The following is an 18101-nucleotide window of genomic DNA, read 5'->3' as shown; positions in this document are numbered from 1 at the left end:
GGTGATTTATATAATGAATAGGTAAAAGCAAAACAATATGTAAGAGATTCCAACCCGAAATATGCTTGAGATAATTAATATTGATGGTAAATAAGACAAACCTTAGCTTACAAAAAAACTGCGTTTTTCAGTGGCTCTTTTAGAAGCCGATGGACTGATAAGTATATAGTTTGTAAGCCAGCGAATTCCATCAGGGCTGTAGAATAAATTAGGTTGATTTATCAGCTATAAGCCGGATACATGACTGCATTTGTTTGTTTTTATTATTGATGTTATTTTTTTCTTGCATTCTACAGGAGGTCCATACATGAAAAATCAAGACAAAAAAATGAGTAGTATGTTTTCCTAATTTTTCGATTATCAGGCAGCCATTTGCTGATAATTTTGCATATAATTCAGATATACATTCATAGGCTTTTTATAACCAATACTTGCATGAAATCTGTGATAATTATATTTATTCAGATAATGATCAATCCCCTCTTTTAACTCTTTAACATTGTTAAAATCATTAATAAAGATACAATTATATTTTAAAGTTCTAAAAAACCTTTCTATTACTATATTATCAATACTTCTACCTTTGCCATTCATTGAAATTTGGATATCATGCTCCTTGAGAATATTTATGTGGTCATAACTGGTATATTGGCTACCTTGATCACTATTAAATATCTGTGGAGCGTTATACTTACTGAGAGCTTGTTTCAAGACATCAGTTACAAGAGATGCATCCATAGCATTTGACAGTTTATAGCTCAATATGGCCTTGCTATGCCAATCTATAATAGCTGCCATATACATAAAGCCACCATTAGTTCTAATGTAAGTAATGTCACCACTCCAAACCTCATTCACATTAGGCACATACACTTGCTTTGTTGAGCCAGATTTAGTCCAATATTGATCAAGTAAGTAGCTATAGATCTTATGCTCACTATCGTTTCGAGAAGTAGATTTTTTCTTATGTGGGTAAATAGCTTCTATACCCATCATCCTCATATATTTCAGTACTCGATCTTTACCGACAATAAACCCATCTTCTAGTAACTGTTGATGAATATAGCGATAACCAAATTCAGGATTATCTGTATATATTTCATCTATTCTATTTAAAATACTTAATTTATTTATACTCATCTCCTTGGATTTATAGTAGGCTGTAGATCGACTAATCTTTAATAGTTCACACTGTCTTGATTTTGAGAGTTGATTTAGCTTGGAGTGTACAAGACTCTTTTTATTTGATAAATCCAAGCTTTTGAGCTTTCCCACGGCCCAGTCCCTCTCAACTGTGATTCTACCAAGAGCTTTAGCAAGTTCATCATTTTGCTCTTGTAAATGATTTATTTGTTCTTGATATTCACTCAAAACTTTAGCTGGTTCAAAAGCTAATGCCGCATTACCTAAAAACTGTTTTTTCCAATTTTGAATTGTTTTAACACTTATTGCATATTTTGAAGCTAACTGACCAAGTGTCGACTCCTCTTTTATTAATTCTAATACTATCCCCGTTTTTTCTGAAGCACTGAAAATTTTTACTTTATTTTTCTTCATCTTTCCTCTTATAGCTAACACGGAAATGTTTCTACCACAGATTAGGAAAAACTTAGGCATTGATCAATAATTTTACGTAAACAGTTTTTAAAGTTAGTCCAGCAATGTTTAATAGGATTTAGATCTGGTGAATATGTGAGTAAATACAAAAACTATGGTAAAAACCTTTCCGCGTTAGCTATAAGTTTATTGCTATTTATTCTAACTTATTGCGGAAACACACTCCTTCATTTTTTTGTCCAATTTTTTCATGTATGGACCTCCTGTAGAATGCAAGAAAAAAATAACATCAATAATAAAAACAAACAAATGCAGTCATGTATCCGGCTTATAGCTGATAAATCAACCTAATTTATTCTACAGCCCTGATGGAATTCGCTGGCTTACAAACTATATACTTATCAGTCCATCGGCTTCTAAAAGAGCCACTGAAAAACGCAGTTTTTTTGTAAGCTAAGGTTTGTCTTATTTACCATCAATATTAATTATCTCAAGCATATTTCGGGTTGGAATCTCTTACATATTGTTTTGCTTTTACCTATTCATTATATAAATCACCATTTATTTTACTTATAAGTGCTATGCTACACACTCTTTAGCTACAAACTTTACTCTCTACATAATCATCTCCTGATCTTAGTACAGCAAACACCACTCTTGCCAACTTATTAGCTATGGCAACTGTCGTTTTATTATGGCTACTTCGCTCAGATAAATTAAACATCCATTTCGTAAATTGGCTAAAATCTTTTTTAGATTTCTGTTCTTCCGATGTAAATCTTATCTTGGCATTTAGTACAGCTCTAGCCCCTTGAATTAATAAAGTGCGTAAGTATACATCACCTCGCTTGCTAATTCCCAGCAGCTTATCCTTCCCACCACTTGAATGTTGTCTTGGCACTAATCCTAGCCATGCCGATAATTGCCTGCCATTCTCAAAACTTGTAGCATTACCTATTGATGCTATTAAAGCAGTAGCAGTAATTAAACCAAGACCAGGTATAGCTCTTAATCGTTGATATTGAGTTAGGTTACTTGCTATCATTGTTAATCGTTTTTCTATCTCTTTTATTTTTCTGTTATTATCTAAGAATTCTTCTTTTAGTTCACTAAATGTTTGATAACTTAACTGGCTTAATTTCCCTGCATCTAAAATCTCAATTAATTTTGTGATAACCTTATTAATGCCTTGAGGAACAATAAAACCAAACTCATGTAGTAGCCCCCTAATTTCATTAGCAAGTGCTGTACGATTTTTTACCAATCTCTCTCTTACCCTATGTATTGATAAAATTTCTTGTTGCTCTATAGTTTTAATTGCAACAAATCTCATATTAGGTCTTGTCACGGCTTCACATATCGCTTCAGCATCTGCTTGATCATTTTTATTAGTTTTAACATATGGTTTGACAAATTGCGGTGCCATTAGTTTTACTTCATGCCCTAATTTAGTTATTTCTCTTGCCCAATAACTAGAACCACCACAAGCTTCCATCCCTACTAAACATTGTGGTAAATTAGCCATAAATGTCAAAACCTGATCTCTCATCAATTTTTTCTTTAATACTGTCTTGCCATTTTTATCTACACCATGAATTTGAAAAATTCTTTTTGCAATATCTATACCAATTGTAGTAACCTCCATATGGACCTCCTTAATTGTTGTTTTAATATGTTAAATATTAACCCTAGAAGATTAGCAACTGCTTTTCATTCTCTATATCAGGAGGTCCATACCATTAGTCCATTATAGTATTTGTTTTATTTTTTGCAATACTTCTTGATTTTTGAGAGACAAGTTTAATTGCTTATTTTTGATCTCACGCTCACATACTCTAATCAAACGACCCAGTAATATTTTTAAATGCTTCATTATTTTCCAACGCTTCTTGGCTTTACTATGTTCTTTATATTTCCATAGCTTTACTATATCGCGTTTATAGGTTCTAGCGTATGTTTCATTCAAATGTATACCCAAACTGTTGCAAAGCTTTACTATGCTAAGCCTAGCTTTATCCATTAAATAAACATCGTGTGGGTGTTTGATATTCTTAATTTGTACAGTCGTATCAGCGATGATTAATTCCAAATCTTTTTTTTTAATTGTGTTAGTTTTTATCCCAACCCTGATCAACTCCGATAATATCTCATTATATCCAGCTTCACCTAATACACTACGAAACCGTCGTATACTAGTTTCCGAGATAGCTATGTCTTTTTCTATATATTCCCACCCGCAGAAATACTGCCAATACATATTCTCTTTTAGCTCTTCCTCTGATAATGAATCTGAAAAATTATACATTGCTTGTAGCATCGTTATGCCAAGCATCACTCTATGACATTTTCTATTTCTACCAAATTTCTTAATACAAACATTTTTTGATAACCACTCTTCGAGCCTAGACCAATTTATTAATTCTCTTAATTTATATAGCTTATTATTTGGGTTTAATTCTTCTTTTAATTTATAACCAAACAGTTTCCCTTGTTCTTGCGATTTGATAATGTTGTCTATTGGCATTGACTGAAATCCATAAGGTTTATGACCATATTTTATCATTTTCTTACGGATTGTTGTATTACTTCTTGTCTTAAAACCATATTATCTATAAGGCTTGTAGAGTTTTGGCGGACGGACTAGCCTAGCCAACAGGCACAGAGATAGGTTTACCAATTTCAAACATTTTGTTTAATAAGTGGCATTTAATAGACATTTCTTTTGTCATATTTTGATCATGTCTTGATAGAAACTTACTACCAAAAGAAGTTTTAAATCGAAAGAACGTGTTCTCTACACGCTCCCTTCTACCATAATTATTCTTTACCCTCCATGCTTGGTATCCTTTGTTTTGTTGATATATAACAGCTGCATCTCTCTCAGTTTTATCCCTAAGCGATTGAACTTTTACTGAAGAGTTTGGGGGTCTAATAACTGGTTTTATCTTCTTCTTTCTAAACAATTGATATGTAGATTCACCGTCATACCCTCGATCTCCCAGAAAATCCTTGGCTCTGACATTAGCTATTAGTAGTCCAATCTGTGATCTATCATCTATAGTATGCTCTGTGGTACTATCGGCAAGTATCATACCTTGATCTTCTATAACGATATGTAGCTTTTTCCATATGCGACGCTTATATTGCTTACCATGCTTATTTTCTAGCCATTCGTTCCCTGTGTAGGCTTGTATCCCTGTACTATCCATTGAAATACAACTAAATTCTTTATCTTGATTTCCATGTAAATACCTAAGATCTAATGACTTCATACGCTTACTTAATGTTGTATAGTCTGGACATCTAATAGATAAACCCGATATTTCAAAGAGCCAGTTTATAAAGCCTTGGGTTTGGCGTAACTTAAGACCGAATAAGCATCTGATCTTCAAACACTGTAATATAGCGTGATCACTATAGAGTCTAGGTCTTCCTCGTTTCATTTCCTCTCTGTAATCAGCATACCAGCCAATCGCCAAATCACTGGCAATCATAAAATCTATGCGACCCCTATTGCGTAAAAAATTATTATATTCTGACCAATTCGTTATTTTATATTTAGAATACTTGCGTGATTTACTAAAAGGGGCTTTCTTCCGAGATCTCATATAATCTGGATTATTTTTAATTCAGGACATCTTACCAGATTATCACCACTCTTGCTCTACAAATCTTATTTATGCAACAAAGCCGCGATATATAGGGACGATAGTGGACTAATGGTATGGACCTCCTGATATAGAGAATGAAAAGCAGTTGCTAATCTTCTAGGGTTAATATTTAACATATTAAAACAACAATTAAGGAGGTCCATATGGAGGTTACTACAATTGGTATAGATATTGCAAAAAGAATTTTTCAAATTCATGGTGTAGATAAAAATGGCAAGACAGTATTAAAGAAAAAATTGATGAGAGATCAGGTTTTGACATTTATGGCTAATTTACCACAATGTTTAGTAGGGATGGAAGCTTGTGGTGGTTCTAGTTATTGGGCAAGAGAAATAACTAAATTAGGGCATGAAGTAAAACTAATGGCACCGCAATTTGTCAAACCATATGTTAAAACTAATAAAAATGATCAAGCAGATGCTGAAGCGATATGTGAAGCCGTGACAAGACCTAATATGAGATTTGTTGCAATTAAAACTATAGAGCAACAAGAAATTTTATCAATACATAGGGTAAGAGAGAGATTGGTAAAAAATCGTACAGCACTTGCTAATGAAATTAGGGGGCTACTACATGAGTTTGGTTTTATTGTTCCTCAAGGCATTAATAAGGTTATCACAAAATTAATTGAGATTTTAGATGCAGGGAAATTAAGCCAGTTAAGTTATCAAACATTTAGTGAACTAAAAGAAGAATTCTTAGATAATAACAGAAAAATAAAAGAGATAGAAAAACGATTAACAATGATAGCAAGTAACCTAACTCAATATCAACGATTAAGAGCTATACCTGGTCTTGGTTTAATTACTGCTACTGCTTTAATAGCATCAATAGGTAATGCTACAAGTTTTGAGAATGGCAGGCAATTATCGGCATGGCTAGGATTAGTGCCAAGACAACATTCAAGTGGTGGGAAGGATAAGCTGCTGGGAATTAGCAAGCGAGGTGATGTATACTTACGCACTTTATTAATTCAAGGGGCTAGAGCTGTACTAAATGCCAAGATAAGATTTACATCGGAAGAACAGAAATCTAAAAAAGATTTTAGCCAATTTACGAAATGGATGTTTAATTTATCTGAGCGAAGTAGCCATAATAAAACGACAGTTGCCATAGCTAATAAGTTGGCAAGAGTGGTGTTTGCTGTACTAAGATCAGGAGATGATTATGTAGAGAGTAAAGTTTGTAGCTAAAGAGTGTGTAGCATAGCACTTATAAGTAAAATAAATGGTGATTTATATAATGAATAGGTAAAAGCAAAACAATATGTAAGAGATTCCAACCCGAAATATGCTTGAGATAATTAATATTGATGGTAAATAAGACAAACCTTAGCTTACAAAAAAACTGCGTTTTTCAGTGGCTCTTTTAGAAGCCGATGGACTGATAAGTATATAGTTTGTAAGCCAGCGAATTCCATCAGGGCTGTAGAATAAATTAGGTTGATTTATCAGCTATAAGCCGGATACATGACTGCATTTGTTTGTTTTTATTATTGATGTTATTTTTTTCTTGCATTCTACAGGAGGTCCATACATGAAAAATCAAGACAAAAAAATGAGTAGTATGTTTTCCTAATTTTTCGATTATCAGGCAGCAATTTGCTGATAATTTTGCATATAATTCAGATATACATTCATAGGCTTTTTATAACCAATACTTGAATGAAATCTGTGATAATTATATTTATTCAGATAATGATCAATCCCCTCTTTTAACTCTTTAACATTGTTAAAATCATTAATAAAGATACAATTATATTTTAAAGTTCTAAAAAACCTTTCTATTACTATATTATCAATACTTCTACCTTTGCCATTCATTGAAATTTGGATATCATGCTCCTTGAGAATATTTATGTGGTCATAACTGGTATATTGGCTACCTTGATCACTATTAAATATCTGTGGAGCGTTATACTTACTGAGAGCTTGTTTCAAGACATCAGTTACAAGAGATGCATCCATAGAATTTGACAGTTTATAGCTCAATATGGCCTTGCTATGCCAATCTATAATAGCTGCCATATACATAAAGCCACCATTAGTTCTAATGTAAGTAATGTCACCACTCCAAACCTCATTCACATTAGGCACATACACTTGCTTTGTTGAGCCAGATTTAGTCCAATATTGATCAAGTAAGTAGCTATAGATCTTATGCTCACTATCGTTTCGAGAAGTAGATGGTAAATTCCAGTATTAATTAAGCCAGATTTATATTTTCTTCCCATACCTCATTGGGTGTTTTATAACCGAGCACTTTTCTTGGTAAATTATTTAAAAAATCCTCAATTTCTTGTAATTGCTTTATTGTTAATTTTTTTATAGCTAACGCGAAAAGGTTTTTACCATAGTTTTTGTATTTACTCACATATTCACCAGATCTAAATCCTATTAAACATTGCTGGACTAACTTTAAAAACTGTTTACATAAAATTATTGATCAATGCCTAAGTTTTTCCTAATCTGTGGTAGAAACATTTCCGTGTTAGCTATATATCTAAAGATTTAGAGTATACTCTGTGCACCATTGAGTTAATCTTCTCTATCAATGGTTTTTGCCATGGAGAATAAGGATTGCAAAAATATACTTTTCGTTCAGATTTTGGCAATAGTTGTTCATGATTGGTAAATTCTTTGCCATTATCTAACGTTATGCTTTTGATTATATGCGACAATTGTTTAAGTTTTTTATTCATGTTACCAATCACATCTTGTGTTCTTTTTGAACGGTTTAAAGTGAGAAACACTTTTTGTGTTCTGATATCCACAAGAGCGCCTATATTACGACTTTGATTACCTTTGTTAAAAGTTAAATCACCTTCTAAATGACCTATTGCTGCTATCTTTCTATTTATCTCTGGTCTTTCAGTAATGGAAACTCGATTTGGTATTGTAATTCTTTTGTTTCTGATTCTTGTACCATGATGCAACCTATTTTTCCTTTTTCTTGCTAAAGATAAATATAATTTTTGCCTTTGTGCTATAGGAGATGTATAAATAAACTGGTATATACTCTCTGTAGAAATATTGACAGTATCTCGTGATAGTTTACGTCTACCTGAAATTATATCTGGTGAAATACCCTGTGTTAACTGCTTTATTATTTCTGCTCGTAAATTATTATCAATATCTAATTTTCTTTTTCTCTTACCTTGCCTTAAACTGCAAGCAAGTGTGTTAGCCCTATCTGGTCTATAATTATGCCTCATTCTCTTGTCTATCCGCCAAAAACACTTCAAATCCTGATCATTTGTAATGGGATAGAGTTTTGACAACAAATTGCTAAGATTTTCAATAAAAATTAATAAGTTATGTTAATTTTTACTGATACATTTCTGTGTTGGTCTAATTTTGATATGGAGCTATTGTTAACGATTTTTTATCGTTCATCTAGTTTTTGCATGATGATATTTTTGATTTATGTGGAGTTAGACACGATTTGTAAATGATTTGCAATGCATCGTAAATTCAAACCAATAGCAGAGATTATTGGATTGATAATATCTCCTATCATACCTTTCAAGAAGTTTCTACCCATCCGACCATATTGCTTTAAGTGACCTATTATTGGTTCTATGGCACTGCGTCTCTTGATCATAGACTTGTCCTCTTGTAACAACTTCTTCCGCGTTTTTGGGGTATATACCTTACTCTTCTCCTTTACATTGCTACCACTATACCCAAGATCAACAAATGATTTCTTTATCTTGATTCCAGTGACACTCTCTACTGCTTCAAAGCTCTGATGCAATGTATGACCATCATAAGGATTATTATGAAACGATTTTGCGGATAAAACAAAATTTCTACGACCACTTACTACTACCGCTACTTTATTGCCAAACTCATATGGCTTGTTGCGTTTTCCCTTTCCTATACACTCTACTTCAGGGGCATGAAAACTATATAATACTTTGTTATCTTCTTTATATTGCTTTTTAGCTTCTCTTTTTAAAACAGATTGGTTATGTATTTGTTTTATTTTTTGCAATACTTCTTGATTTTTGAGAGACAAGTTTAATTGCTTATTTTTGATCTCACGCTCACATACTCTAATCAAACGACCCAGTAATATTTTTAAATGCTTCATTATTTTCCAACGCTTCTTGGCTTTACTATGTTCTTTATATTTCCATAGCTTTACTATATCGCGTTTATAGGTTCTAGCGTATGTTTCATTCAAATGTATACCCAAACTGTTGCAAAGCTTTACTATGCTAAGCCTAGCTTTATCCATTAAATAAACATCGTGTGGGTGTTTGATATTCTTAATTTGTACAGTCGTATCAGCGATGATTAATTCCAAATCTTTTTTTTTAATTGTGTTAGTTTTTATCCCAACCCTGATCAACTCCGATAATATCTCATTATATCCAGCTTCACCTAATACACTACGAAACCGTCGTATACTAGTTTCCGAGATAGCTATGTCTTTTTCTATATATTCCCACCCGCAGAAATACTGCCAATACATATTCTCTTTTAGCTCTTCCTCTGATAATGAATCTGAAAAATTATACATTGCTTGTAGCATCGTTATGCCAAGCATCACTCTATGACATTTTCTATTTCTACCAAATTTCTTAATACAAACATTTTTTGATAACCACTCTTCGAGCCTAGACCAATTTATTAATTCTCTTAATTTATATAGCTTATTATTTGGGTTTAATTCTTCTTTTAATTTATAACCAAACAGTTTCCCTTGTTCTTGCGATTTGATAATGTTGTCTATTGGCATTGACTGAAATCCATAAGGTTTATGACCATATTTTATCATTTTCTTACGGATTGTTGTATTACTTCTTGTCTTAAAACCATATTATCTATAAGGCTTGTAGAGTTTTGGCGGACGGACTCTCTTGAGTTCATAACATATAGTGCTTTTATCACGGCCAATCTTTGTCCCTATATATCGCGAGCTATAACCACTCTTATTCATTTCGTATATTTTAAATCTTTCATCTATCGTTAAATGAGCCATGATATATCTATATTTAAATGATGCTCCTCGCAGCAGAGCTACGAGGTATCTAAAAAAGTTTTAGTTGTTTCTTATGATATCACGAAGCAGAGCTTCGGGGAATTAAACCCTGAGAGATTAAAAATTGATTATATCTGGCTTAATTAATTATAGAACTTTCCCTAATCTATACTTCTGCTACTGAAAAAGAAGCAGCATTAGCTCTTGAGTCATTTGATCAAAAATGGAGTAAGCAATATCCGCATATAGCTAAATCTTGGTATAATAATTGGGATAATTTGATAATTTTCTTGCAATATCCAAAGGAGATTCGTAAGATTATTTACACTACAAATGCGATAGAATCGCTGAATAGCCAATTGAGAAAAGTTACTAAGAATAAACGCATCTTTCCAAATGATGACGCAGTATTTAAGGTTTTATATCTGACAATTGATTATATTACCAAAAAATGGCCTATGCCTATCCCCAATTGGAATGAAGCTATGGCTCATTTTATGATCAAATTTGATGGTAGAATTTAATGGTTCACGAAATTTACACAATTGATGAGACAGAGCCTATTAAATGTAAGATCAAATGTCAACTAATACACCTACATTAGCTAATATTATTTCTTATCAGCATCTTTATTATCTTTTGCAGTATTATTATCTTTACTATCTTCGGTAGCCATGCTGGAGGAAGATAATCTTTGTTTATATTCTTGTTCTTTTGCTAAAAAATTTTGTGCTTCTTTAGAAAGTTTGTCATATAGTTCACGTTTCTTTTTATTAATGTTAACTATTTCTATCCTATATTTTTGTATTTCTTCACGTATTTCTGGTTTAATAGTACCGGCATAGGCATAAAATTCATCTAGAATTTTTTGTGTTGTACTATCTGTTTTGGTATCTTTTTTTGAAGTATTAGATATAGTATCATCTGCAAAGCCTTTTGAGGTTAACAATAATATTGCAGAAATAGTAATAATTATGTTTCTTATCATATAAGCCTTATTAAAATTTTATCACATAAGTAGATCATGTTTAAATCTGATAGTCAATCAAAAGATATTTTTAAAATTTCATTTAATATTCACAGGAGTTTCGCACTTAGCAAAATTGTGTATTAGTTAGAAGCCATTTAATGTTGTTCTGAATTGATGTTTTTATAACTTCCCAAGTTTGTTGATATAAAGTAATGTTTTCATTTATCCTCCTTTTGTTCATATCAAGCCAGGCCAATACAGCAAGGCAAATATGATTTCTTTGAGCTCGACCCGTGCGTGCCTGACAGCATTCAATACCACAAGTTTGTTTCAATTCTCGATGATAAACTTCTATAGACCAACGCGCCTTAACAATTTTCTCTATTTGCTCACGTGTAGGATTCTCTAAATTAGTTGTTATGTAATCAATGCGACCATTTTTTGCCACAAACTTAAATACCGTAACCCAACCGTATCCACGTAGGTGAATTTTTAGCCCTTCATCGGGAATCTCTAAAGTTTCCAAGCTAACATTACGATTAACTTTTCTATTTTTTCTTAGGTTGGTAACCCATATCCAACCTAAATTACGTATATGTTTTAAATTATCCAAACCACTATACCAAGCATCCATAACTATAGCATCAGGCTTGATACCTCTTTCTTTAGCTAAAGTAAGCATATCACAAAAATGCTCGTTCTTTGTTTTACCATCAGTTTCTTTATCATATATTCTATAATCTACAGGAGTAGATTGATCAATTTGAGTATTGTAATGCAGTAAGTTTACCATTCCTATACCAGGTATAACATCATGTACAGCCCCAGAATATTGATAATTTACAAGCTCGATCCTCTTACTGTATTGCTTTGACAATAAGGTGTCATCTCCCACTAATAAACAAGGATCTTCCAGATCAATATATTTTGACACTTTGCTATAGATTTCGCTAGGGCGAAAATCCTTACTCTTTAACCATCGACTTGCACTATCGTGCGATAGATCTAATGGACTTACTTCAGATAATGCTTTGCTAGTATATCTTACACTACTTGCTTGTAAGAATGATTTATATAAATCTTTGCTACATTTTGATCTTGTCATTTTTATCTAAAACTATTTTTCTCTAGATTAGCATATTATTTGCTAAGTGCGAAACTCCTGATTCAGTATAAGGATATAAATATATTTGAAACGCTAATTTAGGATAAGGGATAGATAGAAAGCTTATAGATAAAGGGTTTAAAGGAGATTAATGTTGAGTTATGATAGATTTTTTTAATAAAAGATCAGTAACTCAACATGAAAAGATGTATCATAACTGTATATTATTTAGTAGATAATTTTTGTAAAATATATGAAGAATGGATAGAACACCGTCTATTATCAACAAATCAGCAAAGGCATAGAATAGGAAAATTAAGTCTTGCAGAATTGATGACAATAGTCATATATTTTTATCTATCGCCTTGCAAGGACTTTAAAAACGGCTCTGTCTCATCAATTGTGTAAATTTCGTGAACCATTAAATTCTACCATCAAATTTGATCATAAAATGAGCCATAGCTTCATTCCAATTGGGGATAGGCATAGACCATTTTTTGGTAATATAATCAATTGTCAGATATAAAACCTTAAATACTGCGTCATCATTTGGAAAGATGCGTTTATTCTTAGTAACTTTTCTCAATTGGCTATTCAGCGATTCTATCGCATTTGTAACCTGAATTCTGGATTAATCTAGGTTTGGAAGTAAGTATTTACAAGGGATAGAAGATACTCTATATAGTCCGTCCGCCAAAACTCTACAAGCCTTATAGATAATATGGTTTTAAGACAAGAAGTAATACAACAATCCGTAAGAAAATGATAAAATATGGTCATAAACCTTATGGATTTCAGTCAATGCCAATAGACAACATTATCAAATCGCAAGAACAAGGGAAACTGTTTGGTTATAAATTAAAAGAAGAATTAAACCCAAATAATAAGCTATATAAATTAAGAGAATTAATAAATTGGTCTAGGCTCGAAGAGTGGTTATCAAAAAATGTTTGTATTAAGAAATTTGGTAGAAATAGAAAATGTCATAGAGTGATGCTTGGCATAACGATGCTACAAGCAATGTATAATTTTTCAGATTCATTATCAGAGGAAGAGCTAAAAGAGAATATGTATTGGCAGTATTTCTGCGGGTGGGAATATATAGAAAAAGACATAGCTATCTCGGAAACTAGTATACGACGGTTTCGTAGTGTATTAGGTGAAGCTGGATATAATGAGATATTATCGGAGTTGATCAGGGTTGGGATAAAAACTAACACAATTAAAAAAAAAGATTTGGAATTAATCATCGCTGATACGACTGTACAAATTAAGAATATCAAACACCCACACGATGTTTACAGGAGTTTCGCACTTAGCAAATAATATGCTAATCTAGAGAAAAATAGTTTTAGATAAAAATGACAAGATCAAAATGTAGCAAAGATTTATATAAATCATTCTTACAAGCAAGTAGTGTAAGATATACTAGCAAAGCATTATCTGAAGTAAGTCCATTAGATCTATCGCACGATAGTGCAAGTCGATGGTTAAAGAGTAAGGATTTTCGCCCTAGCGAAATCTATAGCAAAGTGTCAAAATATATTGATCTGGAAGATCCTTGTTTATTAGTGGGAGATGACACCTTATTGTCAAAGCAATACAGTAAGAGGATCGAGCTTGTAAATTATCAATATTCTGGGGCTGTACATGATGTTATACCTGGTATAGGAATGGTAAACTTACTGCATTACAATACTCAAATTGATCAATCTACTCCTGTAGATTATAGAATATATGATAAAGAAACTGATGGTAAAACAAAGAACGAGCATTTTTGTGATATGCTTACTTTAGCTAAAGAAAGAGGTATCAAGCCTGATGCTATAGTTATGGATGCTTGGTATAGTGGTTTGGATAATTTAAAACATATACGTAATTTAGGTTGGATATGGGTTACCAACCTAAGAAAAAATAGAAAAGTTAATCGTAATGTTAGCTTGGAAACTTTAGAGATTCCCGATGAAGGGCTAAAAATTCACCTACGTGGATACGGTTGGGTTACGGTATTTAAGTTTGTGGCAAAAAATGGTCGCATTGATTACATAACAACTAATTTAGAGAATCCTACACGTGAGCAAATAGAGAAAATTGTTAAGGCGCGTTGGTCTATAGAAGTTTATCATCGAGAATTGAAACAAACTTGTGGTATTGAATGCTGTCAGGCACGCACGGGTCGAGCTCAAAGAAATCATATTTGCCTTGCTGTATTGGCCTGGCTTGATATGAACAAAAGGAGGATAAATGAAAACATTACTTTATATCAACAAACTTGGGAAGTTATAAAAACATCAATTCAGAACAACATTAAATGGCTTCTAACTAATACACAATTTTGCTAAGTGCGAAACTCCTGGTTTATTTAATGGATAAAGCTAGGCTTAGCATAGTAAAGCTTTGCAACAGTTTGGGTATACATTTGAATGAAACATACGCTAGAACCTATAAACGCGATATAGTAAAGCTATGGAAATATAAAGAACATAGTAAAGCCAAGAAGCGTTGGAAAATAATGAAGCATTTAAAAATATTACTGGGTCGTTTGATTAGAGTATGTGAGCGTGAGATCAAAAATAAGCAATTAAACTTGTCTCTCAAAAATCAAGAAGTATTGCAAAAAATAAAACAAATACATAACCAATCTGTTTTAAAAAGAGAAGCTAAAAAGCAATATAAAGAAGATAACAAAGTATTATATAGTTTTCATGCCCCTGAAGTAGAGTGTATAGGAAAGGGAAAACGCAACAAGCCATATGAGTTTGGCAATAAAGTAGCGGTAGTAGTAAGTGGTCGTAGAAATTTTGTTTTATCCGCAAAATCGTTTCATAATAATCCTTATGATGGTCATACATTGCATCAGAGCTTTGAAGCAGTAGAGAGTGTCACTGGAATCAAGATAAAGAAATCATTTGTTGATCTTGGGTATAGTGGTAGCAATGTAAAGGAGAAGAGTAAGGTATATACCCCAAAAACGCGGAAGAAGTTGTTACAAGAGGACAAGTCTATGATCAAGAGACGCAGTGCCATAGAACCAATAATAGGTCACTTAAAGCAATATGGTCGGATGGGTAGAAACTTCTTGAAAGGTATGATAGAGATATTATCAATCCAATAATCTCTGCTATTGGTTTGAATTTACGATGCATTGCAAATCATTTACAAATCGTGTCGGAAAGTTCTATAATTAATTAAGCCAGATATAATCAATTTTTAATCTCTCAGGGTTTAATTCCCCGAAGCTCTGCTTCGTGATATCATAAGAAACAACTAAAACTTTTTTAGATACCTCGTAGCTCTGCTGCGAGGAGCATCATTTATAACATACTTAACATAAAGCTTCAACAGGTTTTATCAATTAACACAAATACAATCGCATATTGTGTTACTGCAGCAAAAATTGCAGCAGCTAGGTCATCAACCATAACCCCAAGGCTACCTTTAATATTTTTATCAAGCCAATTAATGGGCCAAGGCTTTAATATATCAAAAAGACGAAATAAACAGAAAGGTAATATAAAAAGCAATATTATACTAACTTTTAAAGTACTTAAATGTTTTATCACGTTTGATTCGTTAACAAAAACTGCTGAGAAAAATACCAAAATAACAGTTAATAACTGCCCTACTACTTCGTCGATTACTACCTCTTTTGGGTCTTTGGAATCCGTATAGTTTAAGTATATTTTAGTAAAATATGTACCAAGTATTAGAAGTAATAGACATATAGCAGAGGCTATAATGACCACACTGACAAGCTGAGCTTCATTAAGCGTAAGATTTGCAAAAGGAATAATTAGTTTATTATCAACAACAAAATACATTATAGCGTAACATACAGGAAAAGCAGCAAGAGAGCCGAAAGTGCCCGGGCAATATTTTATTTTTCCGATATAAAAGAAAGTAACAAAGAATTCTGAGAATTGTTTTTTGGTAAACATTTTTGCTCTGGATTAGATTTATAATATATAATATAATAAAATTTTAACTTATATAGCAAGAAATACTATGGGAATGAGCTTCAGCCATTTATTAATAGTTCTATTAATTATTTTTGTATTATTTGGTGCCGGTAAATTACCGCAAGTTATGTCCGACCTTGCCAAAGGTTTAAAAGCTTTCAAAGACGGCATGAAAGAGGATGATAGCACTAAAAAAGATTAGATATTGCTGAAATTTTATTTTGTGGTTTGAGAATTGCTTCGATGTCATCCTGTGGCTTGGGAACTAGATCCAGTATAAAGCGAGAGAAATCGAGCTTTTAATCTCTCAGGGTTTAATTCCCCGAAGCTCTGCTTCGTGATATACTACTTGAATGGAAGAAAGCAGTTATATACATAAGAGTCATAATGTCACAGTACTAATATATCATTTAGTAACGCCGGCAAAGTATAGAAGAGTAATATTCAATCAAGAACTAGATGATTATTTGTGTAAAATGTGTGAGCACATAGAAGATCGTTATGAAATTAGATTTTTAGAAATAGGAGTAGATAAAGATCACGTACATTTTTTATTACAGTCAATACCAATGTATAGCCCAACAAAAATAACTCAAATCATAAAAAGTATTACTTCTAAGAAAATGTTTGAGAAATATCCAAATCTTAAAGAAAAATTATGGGGAAGTGAGTTTTGGAGTAAAGGATATTTTATGAGCACAGTAGGTAAACATGGTGATGAGCAGAAATTACCAGGAGTTTCGCACTTAGCAAATAATATGCTAATCTAGAGAAAAATAGTTTTAGATAAAAATGACAAGATCAAAATGTAGCAAAGATTTATATAAATCATTCTTACAAGCAAGTAGTGTAAGATATACTAGCAAAGCATTATCTGAAGTAAGTCCATTAGATCTATCGCACGATAGTGCAAGTCGATGGTTAAAGAGTAAGGATTTTCGCCCTAGCGAAATCTATAGCAAAGTGTCAAAATATATTGATCTGGAAGATCCTTGTTTATTAGTGGGAGATGACACCTTATTGTCAAAGCAATACAGTAAGAGGATCGAGCTTGTAAATTATCAATATTCTGGGGCTGTACATGATGTTATACCTGGTATAGGAATGGTAAACTTACTGCATTACAATACTCAAATTGATCAATCTACTCCTGTAGATTATAGAATATATGATAAAGAAACTGATGGTAAAACAAAGAACGAGCATTTTTGTGATATGCTTACTTTAGCTAAAGAAAGAGGTATCAAGCCTGATGCTATAGTTATGGATGCTTGGTATAGTGGTTTGGATAATTTAAAACATATACGTAATTTAGGTTGGATATGGGTTACCAACCTAAGAAAAAATAGAAAAGTTAATCGTAATGTTAGCTTGGAAACTTTAGAGATTCCCGATGAAGGGCTAAAAATTCACCTACGTGGATACGGTTGGGTTACGGTATTTAAGTTTGTGGCAAAAAATGGTCGCATTGATTACATAACAACTAATTTAGAGAATCCTACACGTGAGCAAATAGAGAAAATTGTTAAGGCGCGTTGGTCTATAGAAGTTTATCATCGAGAATTGAAACAAACTTGTGGTATTGAATGCTGTCAGGCACGCACGGGTCGAGCTCAAAGAAATCATATTTGCCTTGCTGTATTGGCCTGGCTTGATATGAACAAAAGGAGGATAAATGAAAACATTACTTTATATCAACAAACTTGGGAAGTTATAAAAACATCAATTCAGAACAACATTAAATGGCTTCTAACTAATACACAATTTTGCTAAGTGCGAAACTCCTGATTACGTAATTATGTACAGAATCGAGGTTCAGGCAAACCTTCTTATAAAGCATTTCAACAAAA

Annotated in this window: 14 protein-coding genes and 8 pseudogenes; 9 read left to right on the top strand and 13 right to left on the bottom strand. The window is 32.5% G+C overall.

Annotation, left to right across the window (positions count from 1 at the left end):
- Positions 1-360: 360 nt before the first annotated feature.
- The 4 genes from AAHI98_RS16285 to AAHI98_RS16270 all read right to left on the bottom strand — a co-directional run bounded on the left by AAHI98_RS16285 (position 361) and on the right by AAHI98_RS16270 (position 5165).
- Entirely contained in the window at positions 361-1557 is a 1197-nt protein-coding gene (locus tag AAHI98_RS16285; protein ID WP_342225039.1) for an IS3 family transposase, read from the bottom strand.
- A gap of 595 nt (positions 1558-2152) precedes the next feature.
- Positions 2153-3202 (bottom strand): IS110 family RNA-guided transposase, encoded by a 1050-nt coding sequence (locus AAHI98_RS16280; RefSeq protein WP_342224642.1) that lies wholly within the window; start codon positions 3200-3202, stop codon positions 2153-2155.
- 102 nt (positions 3203-3304) lie between these two features.
- Positions 3305-4120: a transposase gene (locus AAHI98_RS16275; RefSeq protein WP_342226496.1), complete on the bottom strand. Its 816-nt coding sequence runs from the start codon at positions 4118-4120 to the stop codon at positions 3305-3307.
- An 82-nt stretch (positions 4121-4202) separates the two neighbouring features.
- Complete coding sequence (locus AAHI98_RS16270; RefSeq protein WP_342226495.1) at positions 4203-5165, bottom strand: IS5 family transposase; 963 nt, start codon at positions 5163-5165, stop codon at positions 4203-4205.
- Between the two features lie 206 nt (positions 5166-5371).
- Here AAHI98_RS16270 and AAHI98_RS16265 point away from each other — a divergent pair, with 206 nt between their 5' ends.
- Entirely contained in the window at positions 5372-6421 is a 1050-nt protein-coding gene (locus tag AAHI98_RS16265; RefSeq protein ID WP_342224642.1) for an IS110 family RNA-guided transposase, read from the top strand.
- A 396-nt stretch (positions 6422-6817) separates the two neighbouring features.
- On the opposite strand, the pseudogene AAHI98_RS16260 reads toward AAHI98_RS16265, so the two are convergent.
- The 5 genes and pseudogenes from AAHI98_RS16260 to AAHI98_RS16240 form a co-directional block, all read right to left on the bottom strand.
- Positions 6818-7411, bottom strand: a pseudogene (locus AAHI98_RS16260) (IS3 family transposase); the annotation flags it as partial.
- A 22-nt stretch (positions 7412-7433) separates the two neighbouring features.
- A pseudogene (locus tag AAHI98_RS16255) lies at positions 7434-7556 on the bottom strand (IS30 family transposase); the annotation flags it as partial.
- A gap of 172 nt (positions 7557-7728) precedes the next feature.
- A pseudogene (locus tag AAHI98_RS16250) lies at positions 7729-8448 on the bottom strand (IS30 family transposase); the annotation flags it as partial.
- Between the two features lie 203 nt (positions 8449-8651).
- Complete coding sequence (locus tag AAHI98_RS16245) at positions 8652-10013, bottom strand: IS5 family transposase (RefSeq protein ID WP_342224717.1); 1362 nt, start codon at positions 10011-10013, stop codon at positions 8652-8654.
- 45 nt (positions 10014-10058) lie between these two features.
- Positions 10059-10217 (bottom strand): annotated as a pseudogene (locus AAHI98_RS16240) (helix-turn-helix domain-containing protein); the annotation flags it as partial.
- Between the two features lie 155 nt (positions 10218-10372).
- Between AAHI98_RS16240 and AAHI98_RS16235 the strand changes: the two are divergent.
- Positions 10373-10741: pseudogene (locus AAHI98_RS16235) on the top strand (transposase); the annotation flags it as partial.
- 86 nt (positions 10742-10827) lie between these two features.
- On the opposite strand, the gene AAHI98_RS16230 reads toward AAHI98_RS16235, so the two are convergent.
- Together AAHI98_RS16230 and AAHI98_RS16225 are read right to left on the bottom strand one after the other, a co-directional pair.
- Positions 10828-11205 (bottom strand): hypothetical protein, encoded by a 378-nt coding sequence (locus tag AAHI98_RS16230; RefSeq protein ID WP_342226491.1) that lies wholly within the window; start codon positions 11203-11205, stop codon positions 10828-10830.
- Positions 11206-11311: 106 nt separating this feature from the next.
- A complete protein-coding gene (locus AAHI98_RS16225) occupies positions 11312-12292 on the bottom strand; it encodes an IS701 family transposase (RefSeq protein WP_342224656.1) in 981 nt (326 codons plus the stop codon).
- Positions 12293-12490: 198 nt separating this feature from the next.
- On the opposite strand from AAHI98_RS16225, the pseudogene AAHI98_RS18875 reads away from it, so the two are divergent.
- A pseudogene (locus AAHI98_RS18875) lies at positions 12491-12676 on the top strand (IS982 family transposase); the annotation flags it as partial.
- 37 nt (positions 12677-12713) lie between these two features.
- Here the strand turns inward: AAHI98_RS18875 and AAHI98_RS16220 are convergent.
- A pseudogene (locus AAHI98_RS16220) lies at positions 12714-12917 on the bottom strand (transposase); the annotation flags it as partial.
- 137 nt (positions 12918-13054) lie between these two features.
- On the opposite strand from AAHI98_RS16220, the gene AAHI98_RS16215 reads away from it, so the two are divergent.
- From AAHI98_RS16215 to AAHI98_RS16205, 3 genes are read left to right on the top strand one after another with little or no spacing between them, the layout of a single operon-like run.
- Complete coding sequence (locus AAHI98_RS16215) at positions 13055-13618, top strand: transposase (RefSeq protein ID WP_342226490.1); 564 nt, start codon at positions 13055-13057, stop codon at positions 13616-13618.
- Between the two features lie 35 nt (positions 13619-13653).
- Positions 13654-14634 (top strand): IS701 family transposase, encoded by a 981-nt coding sequence (locus AAHI98_RS16210; protein ID WP_342224656.1) that lies wholly within the window; start codon positions 13654-13656, stop codon positions 14632-14634.
- A complete protein-coding gene (locus tag AAHI98_RS16205) occupies positions 14628-15407 on the top strand; it encodes a hypothetical protein (protein WP_342226489.1) in 780 nt (259 codons plus the stop codon). The genes AAHI98_RS16210 and AAHI98_RS16205 overlap by 7 nt, the downstream gene beginning before the upstream one ends.
- Before the next feature lie 223 nt (positions 15408-15630).
- Here the strand turns inward: AAHI98_RS16205 and AAHI98_RS16200 are convergent, their stop codons facing one another.
- On the bottom strand, positions 15631-16230 hold the full coding sequence (locus AAHI98_RS16200; RefSeq protein ID WP_342226488.1) for a phosphatidylglycerophosphatase A family protein: 600 nt from the start codon (positions 16228-16230) through the stop codon (positions 15631-15633).
- 67 nt (positions 16231-16297) lie between these two features.
- Here AAHI98_RS16200 and tatA point away from each other — a divergent pair, with 67 nt between their 5' ends.
- The 3 genes and pseudogenes from tatA to AAHI98_RS16185 all read left to right on the top strand — a co-directional run bounded on the left by tatA (position 16298) and on the right by AAHI98_RS16185 (position 18024).
- Entirely contained in the window at positions 16298-16453 is a 156-nt protein-coding gene (gene tatA, locus AAHI98_RS16195; RefSeq protein WP_016947907.1) for a twin-arginine translocase TatA, read from the top strand.
- Between the two features lie 151 nt (positions 16454-16604).
- Positions 16605-16982, top strand: a pseudogene (gene tnpA / locus AAHI98_RS16190) (IS200/IS605 family transposase); the annotation flags it as partial.
- A 61-nt stretch (positions 16983-17043) separates the two neighbouring features.
- Positions 17044-18024, top strand: a complete 981-nt coding sequence (locus AAHI98_RS16185) for an IS701 family transposase (RefSeq protein ID WP_342224656.1) — start codon at positions 17044-17046, stop codon at positions 18022-18024.
- Positions 18025-18101: the final 77 nt, after the last annotated feature.

The organism is Rickettsia endosymbiont of Urophora cardui (assembly GCF_964030725.1).
Taxonomy (GTDB): Bacteria; Pseudomonadota; Alphaproteobacteria; order Rickettsiales; family Rickettsiaceae; genus Rickettsia.
The sequence above is the reverse complement of the archived record's forward strand: the minus strand, read 5'-3'. Positions and strand labels throughout refer to the sequence as shown.

Bases quoted from the DNA above. Each gene is read 5' to 3' on its own strand.
- AAHI98_RS16245 (WP_342224717.1), bottom strand. From the start codon at position 10,013: ATGATAAAATATGGTCATAAACCTTATGGATTTCAGTCAATGCCAATA.
- AAHI98_RS16230 (WP_342226491.1), bottom strand. From the start codon at position 11,205: ATGATAAGAAACATAATTATTACTATTTCTGCAATATTATTGTTAACC.
- AAHI98_RS16225 (WP_342224656.1), bottom strand. From the start codon at position 12,292: ATGACAAGATCAAAATGTAGCAAAGATTTATATAAATCATTCTTACAA.
- AAHI98_RS16200 (WP_342226488.1), bottom strand. From the start codon at position 16,230: ATGTTTACCAAAAAACAATTCTCAGAATTCTTTGTTACTTTCTTTTAT.
- AAHI98_RS16285 (WP_342225039.1), bottom strand. From the start codon at position 1,557: ATGAAGAAAAATAAAGTAAAAATTTTCAGTGCTTCAGAAAAAACGGGG.
- AAHI98_RS16265 (WP_342224642.1), top strand. From the start codon at position 5,372: ATGGAGGTTACTACAATTGGTATAGATATTGCAAAAAGAATTTTTCAA.
- AAHI98_RS16270 (WP_342226495.1), bottom strand. From the start codon at position 5,165: ATGAGATCTCGGAAGAAAGCCCCTTTTAGTAAATCACGCAAGTATTCT.
- AAHI98_RS16280 (WP_342224642.1), bottom strand. From the start codon at position 3,202: ATGGAGGTTACTACAATTGGTATAGATATTGCAAAAAGAATTTTTCAA.
- tatA (WP_016947907.1), top strand. From the start codon at position 16,298: ATGGGAATGAGCTTCAGCCATTTATTAATAGTTCTATTAATTATTTTT.
- AAHI98_RS16275 (WP_342226496.1), bottom strand. From the start codon at position 4,120: ATGATAAAATATGGTCATAAACCTTATGGATTTCAGTCAATGCCAATA.
- AAHI98_RS16210 (WP_342224656.1), top strand. From the start codon at position 13,654: ATGACAAGATCAAAATGTAGCAAAGATTTATATAAATCATTCTTACAA.
- AAHI98_RS16185 (WP_342224656.1), top strand. From the start codon at position 17,044: ATGACAAGATCAAAATGTAGCAAAGATTTATATAAATCATTCTTACAA.
- AAHI98_RS16215 (WP_342226490.1), top strand. From the start codon at position 13,055: ATGATAAAATATGGTCATAAACCTTATGGATTTCAGTCAATGCCAATA.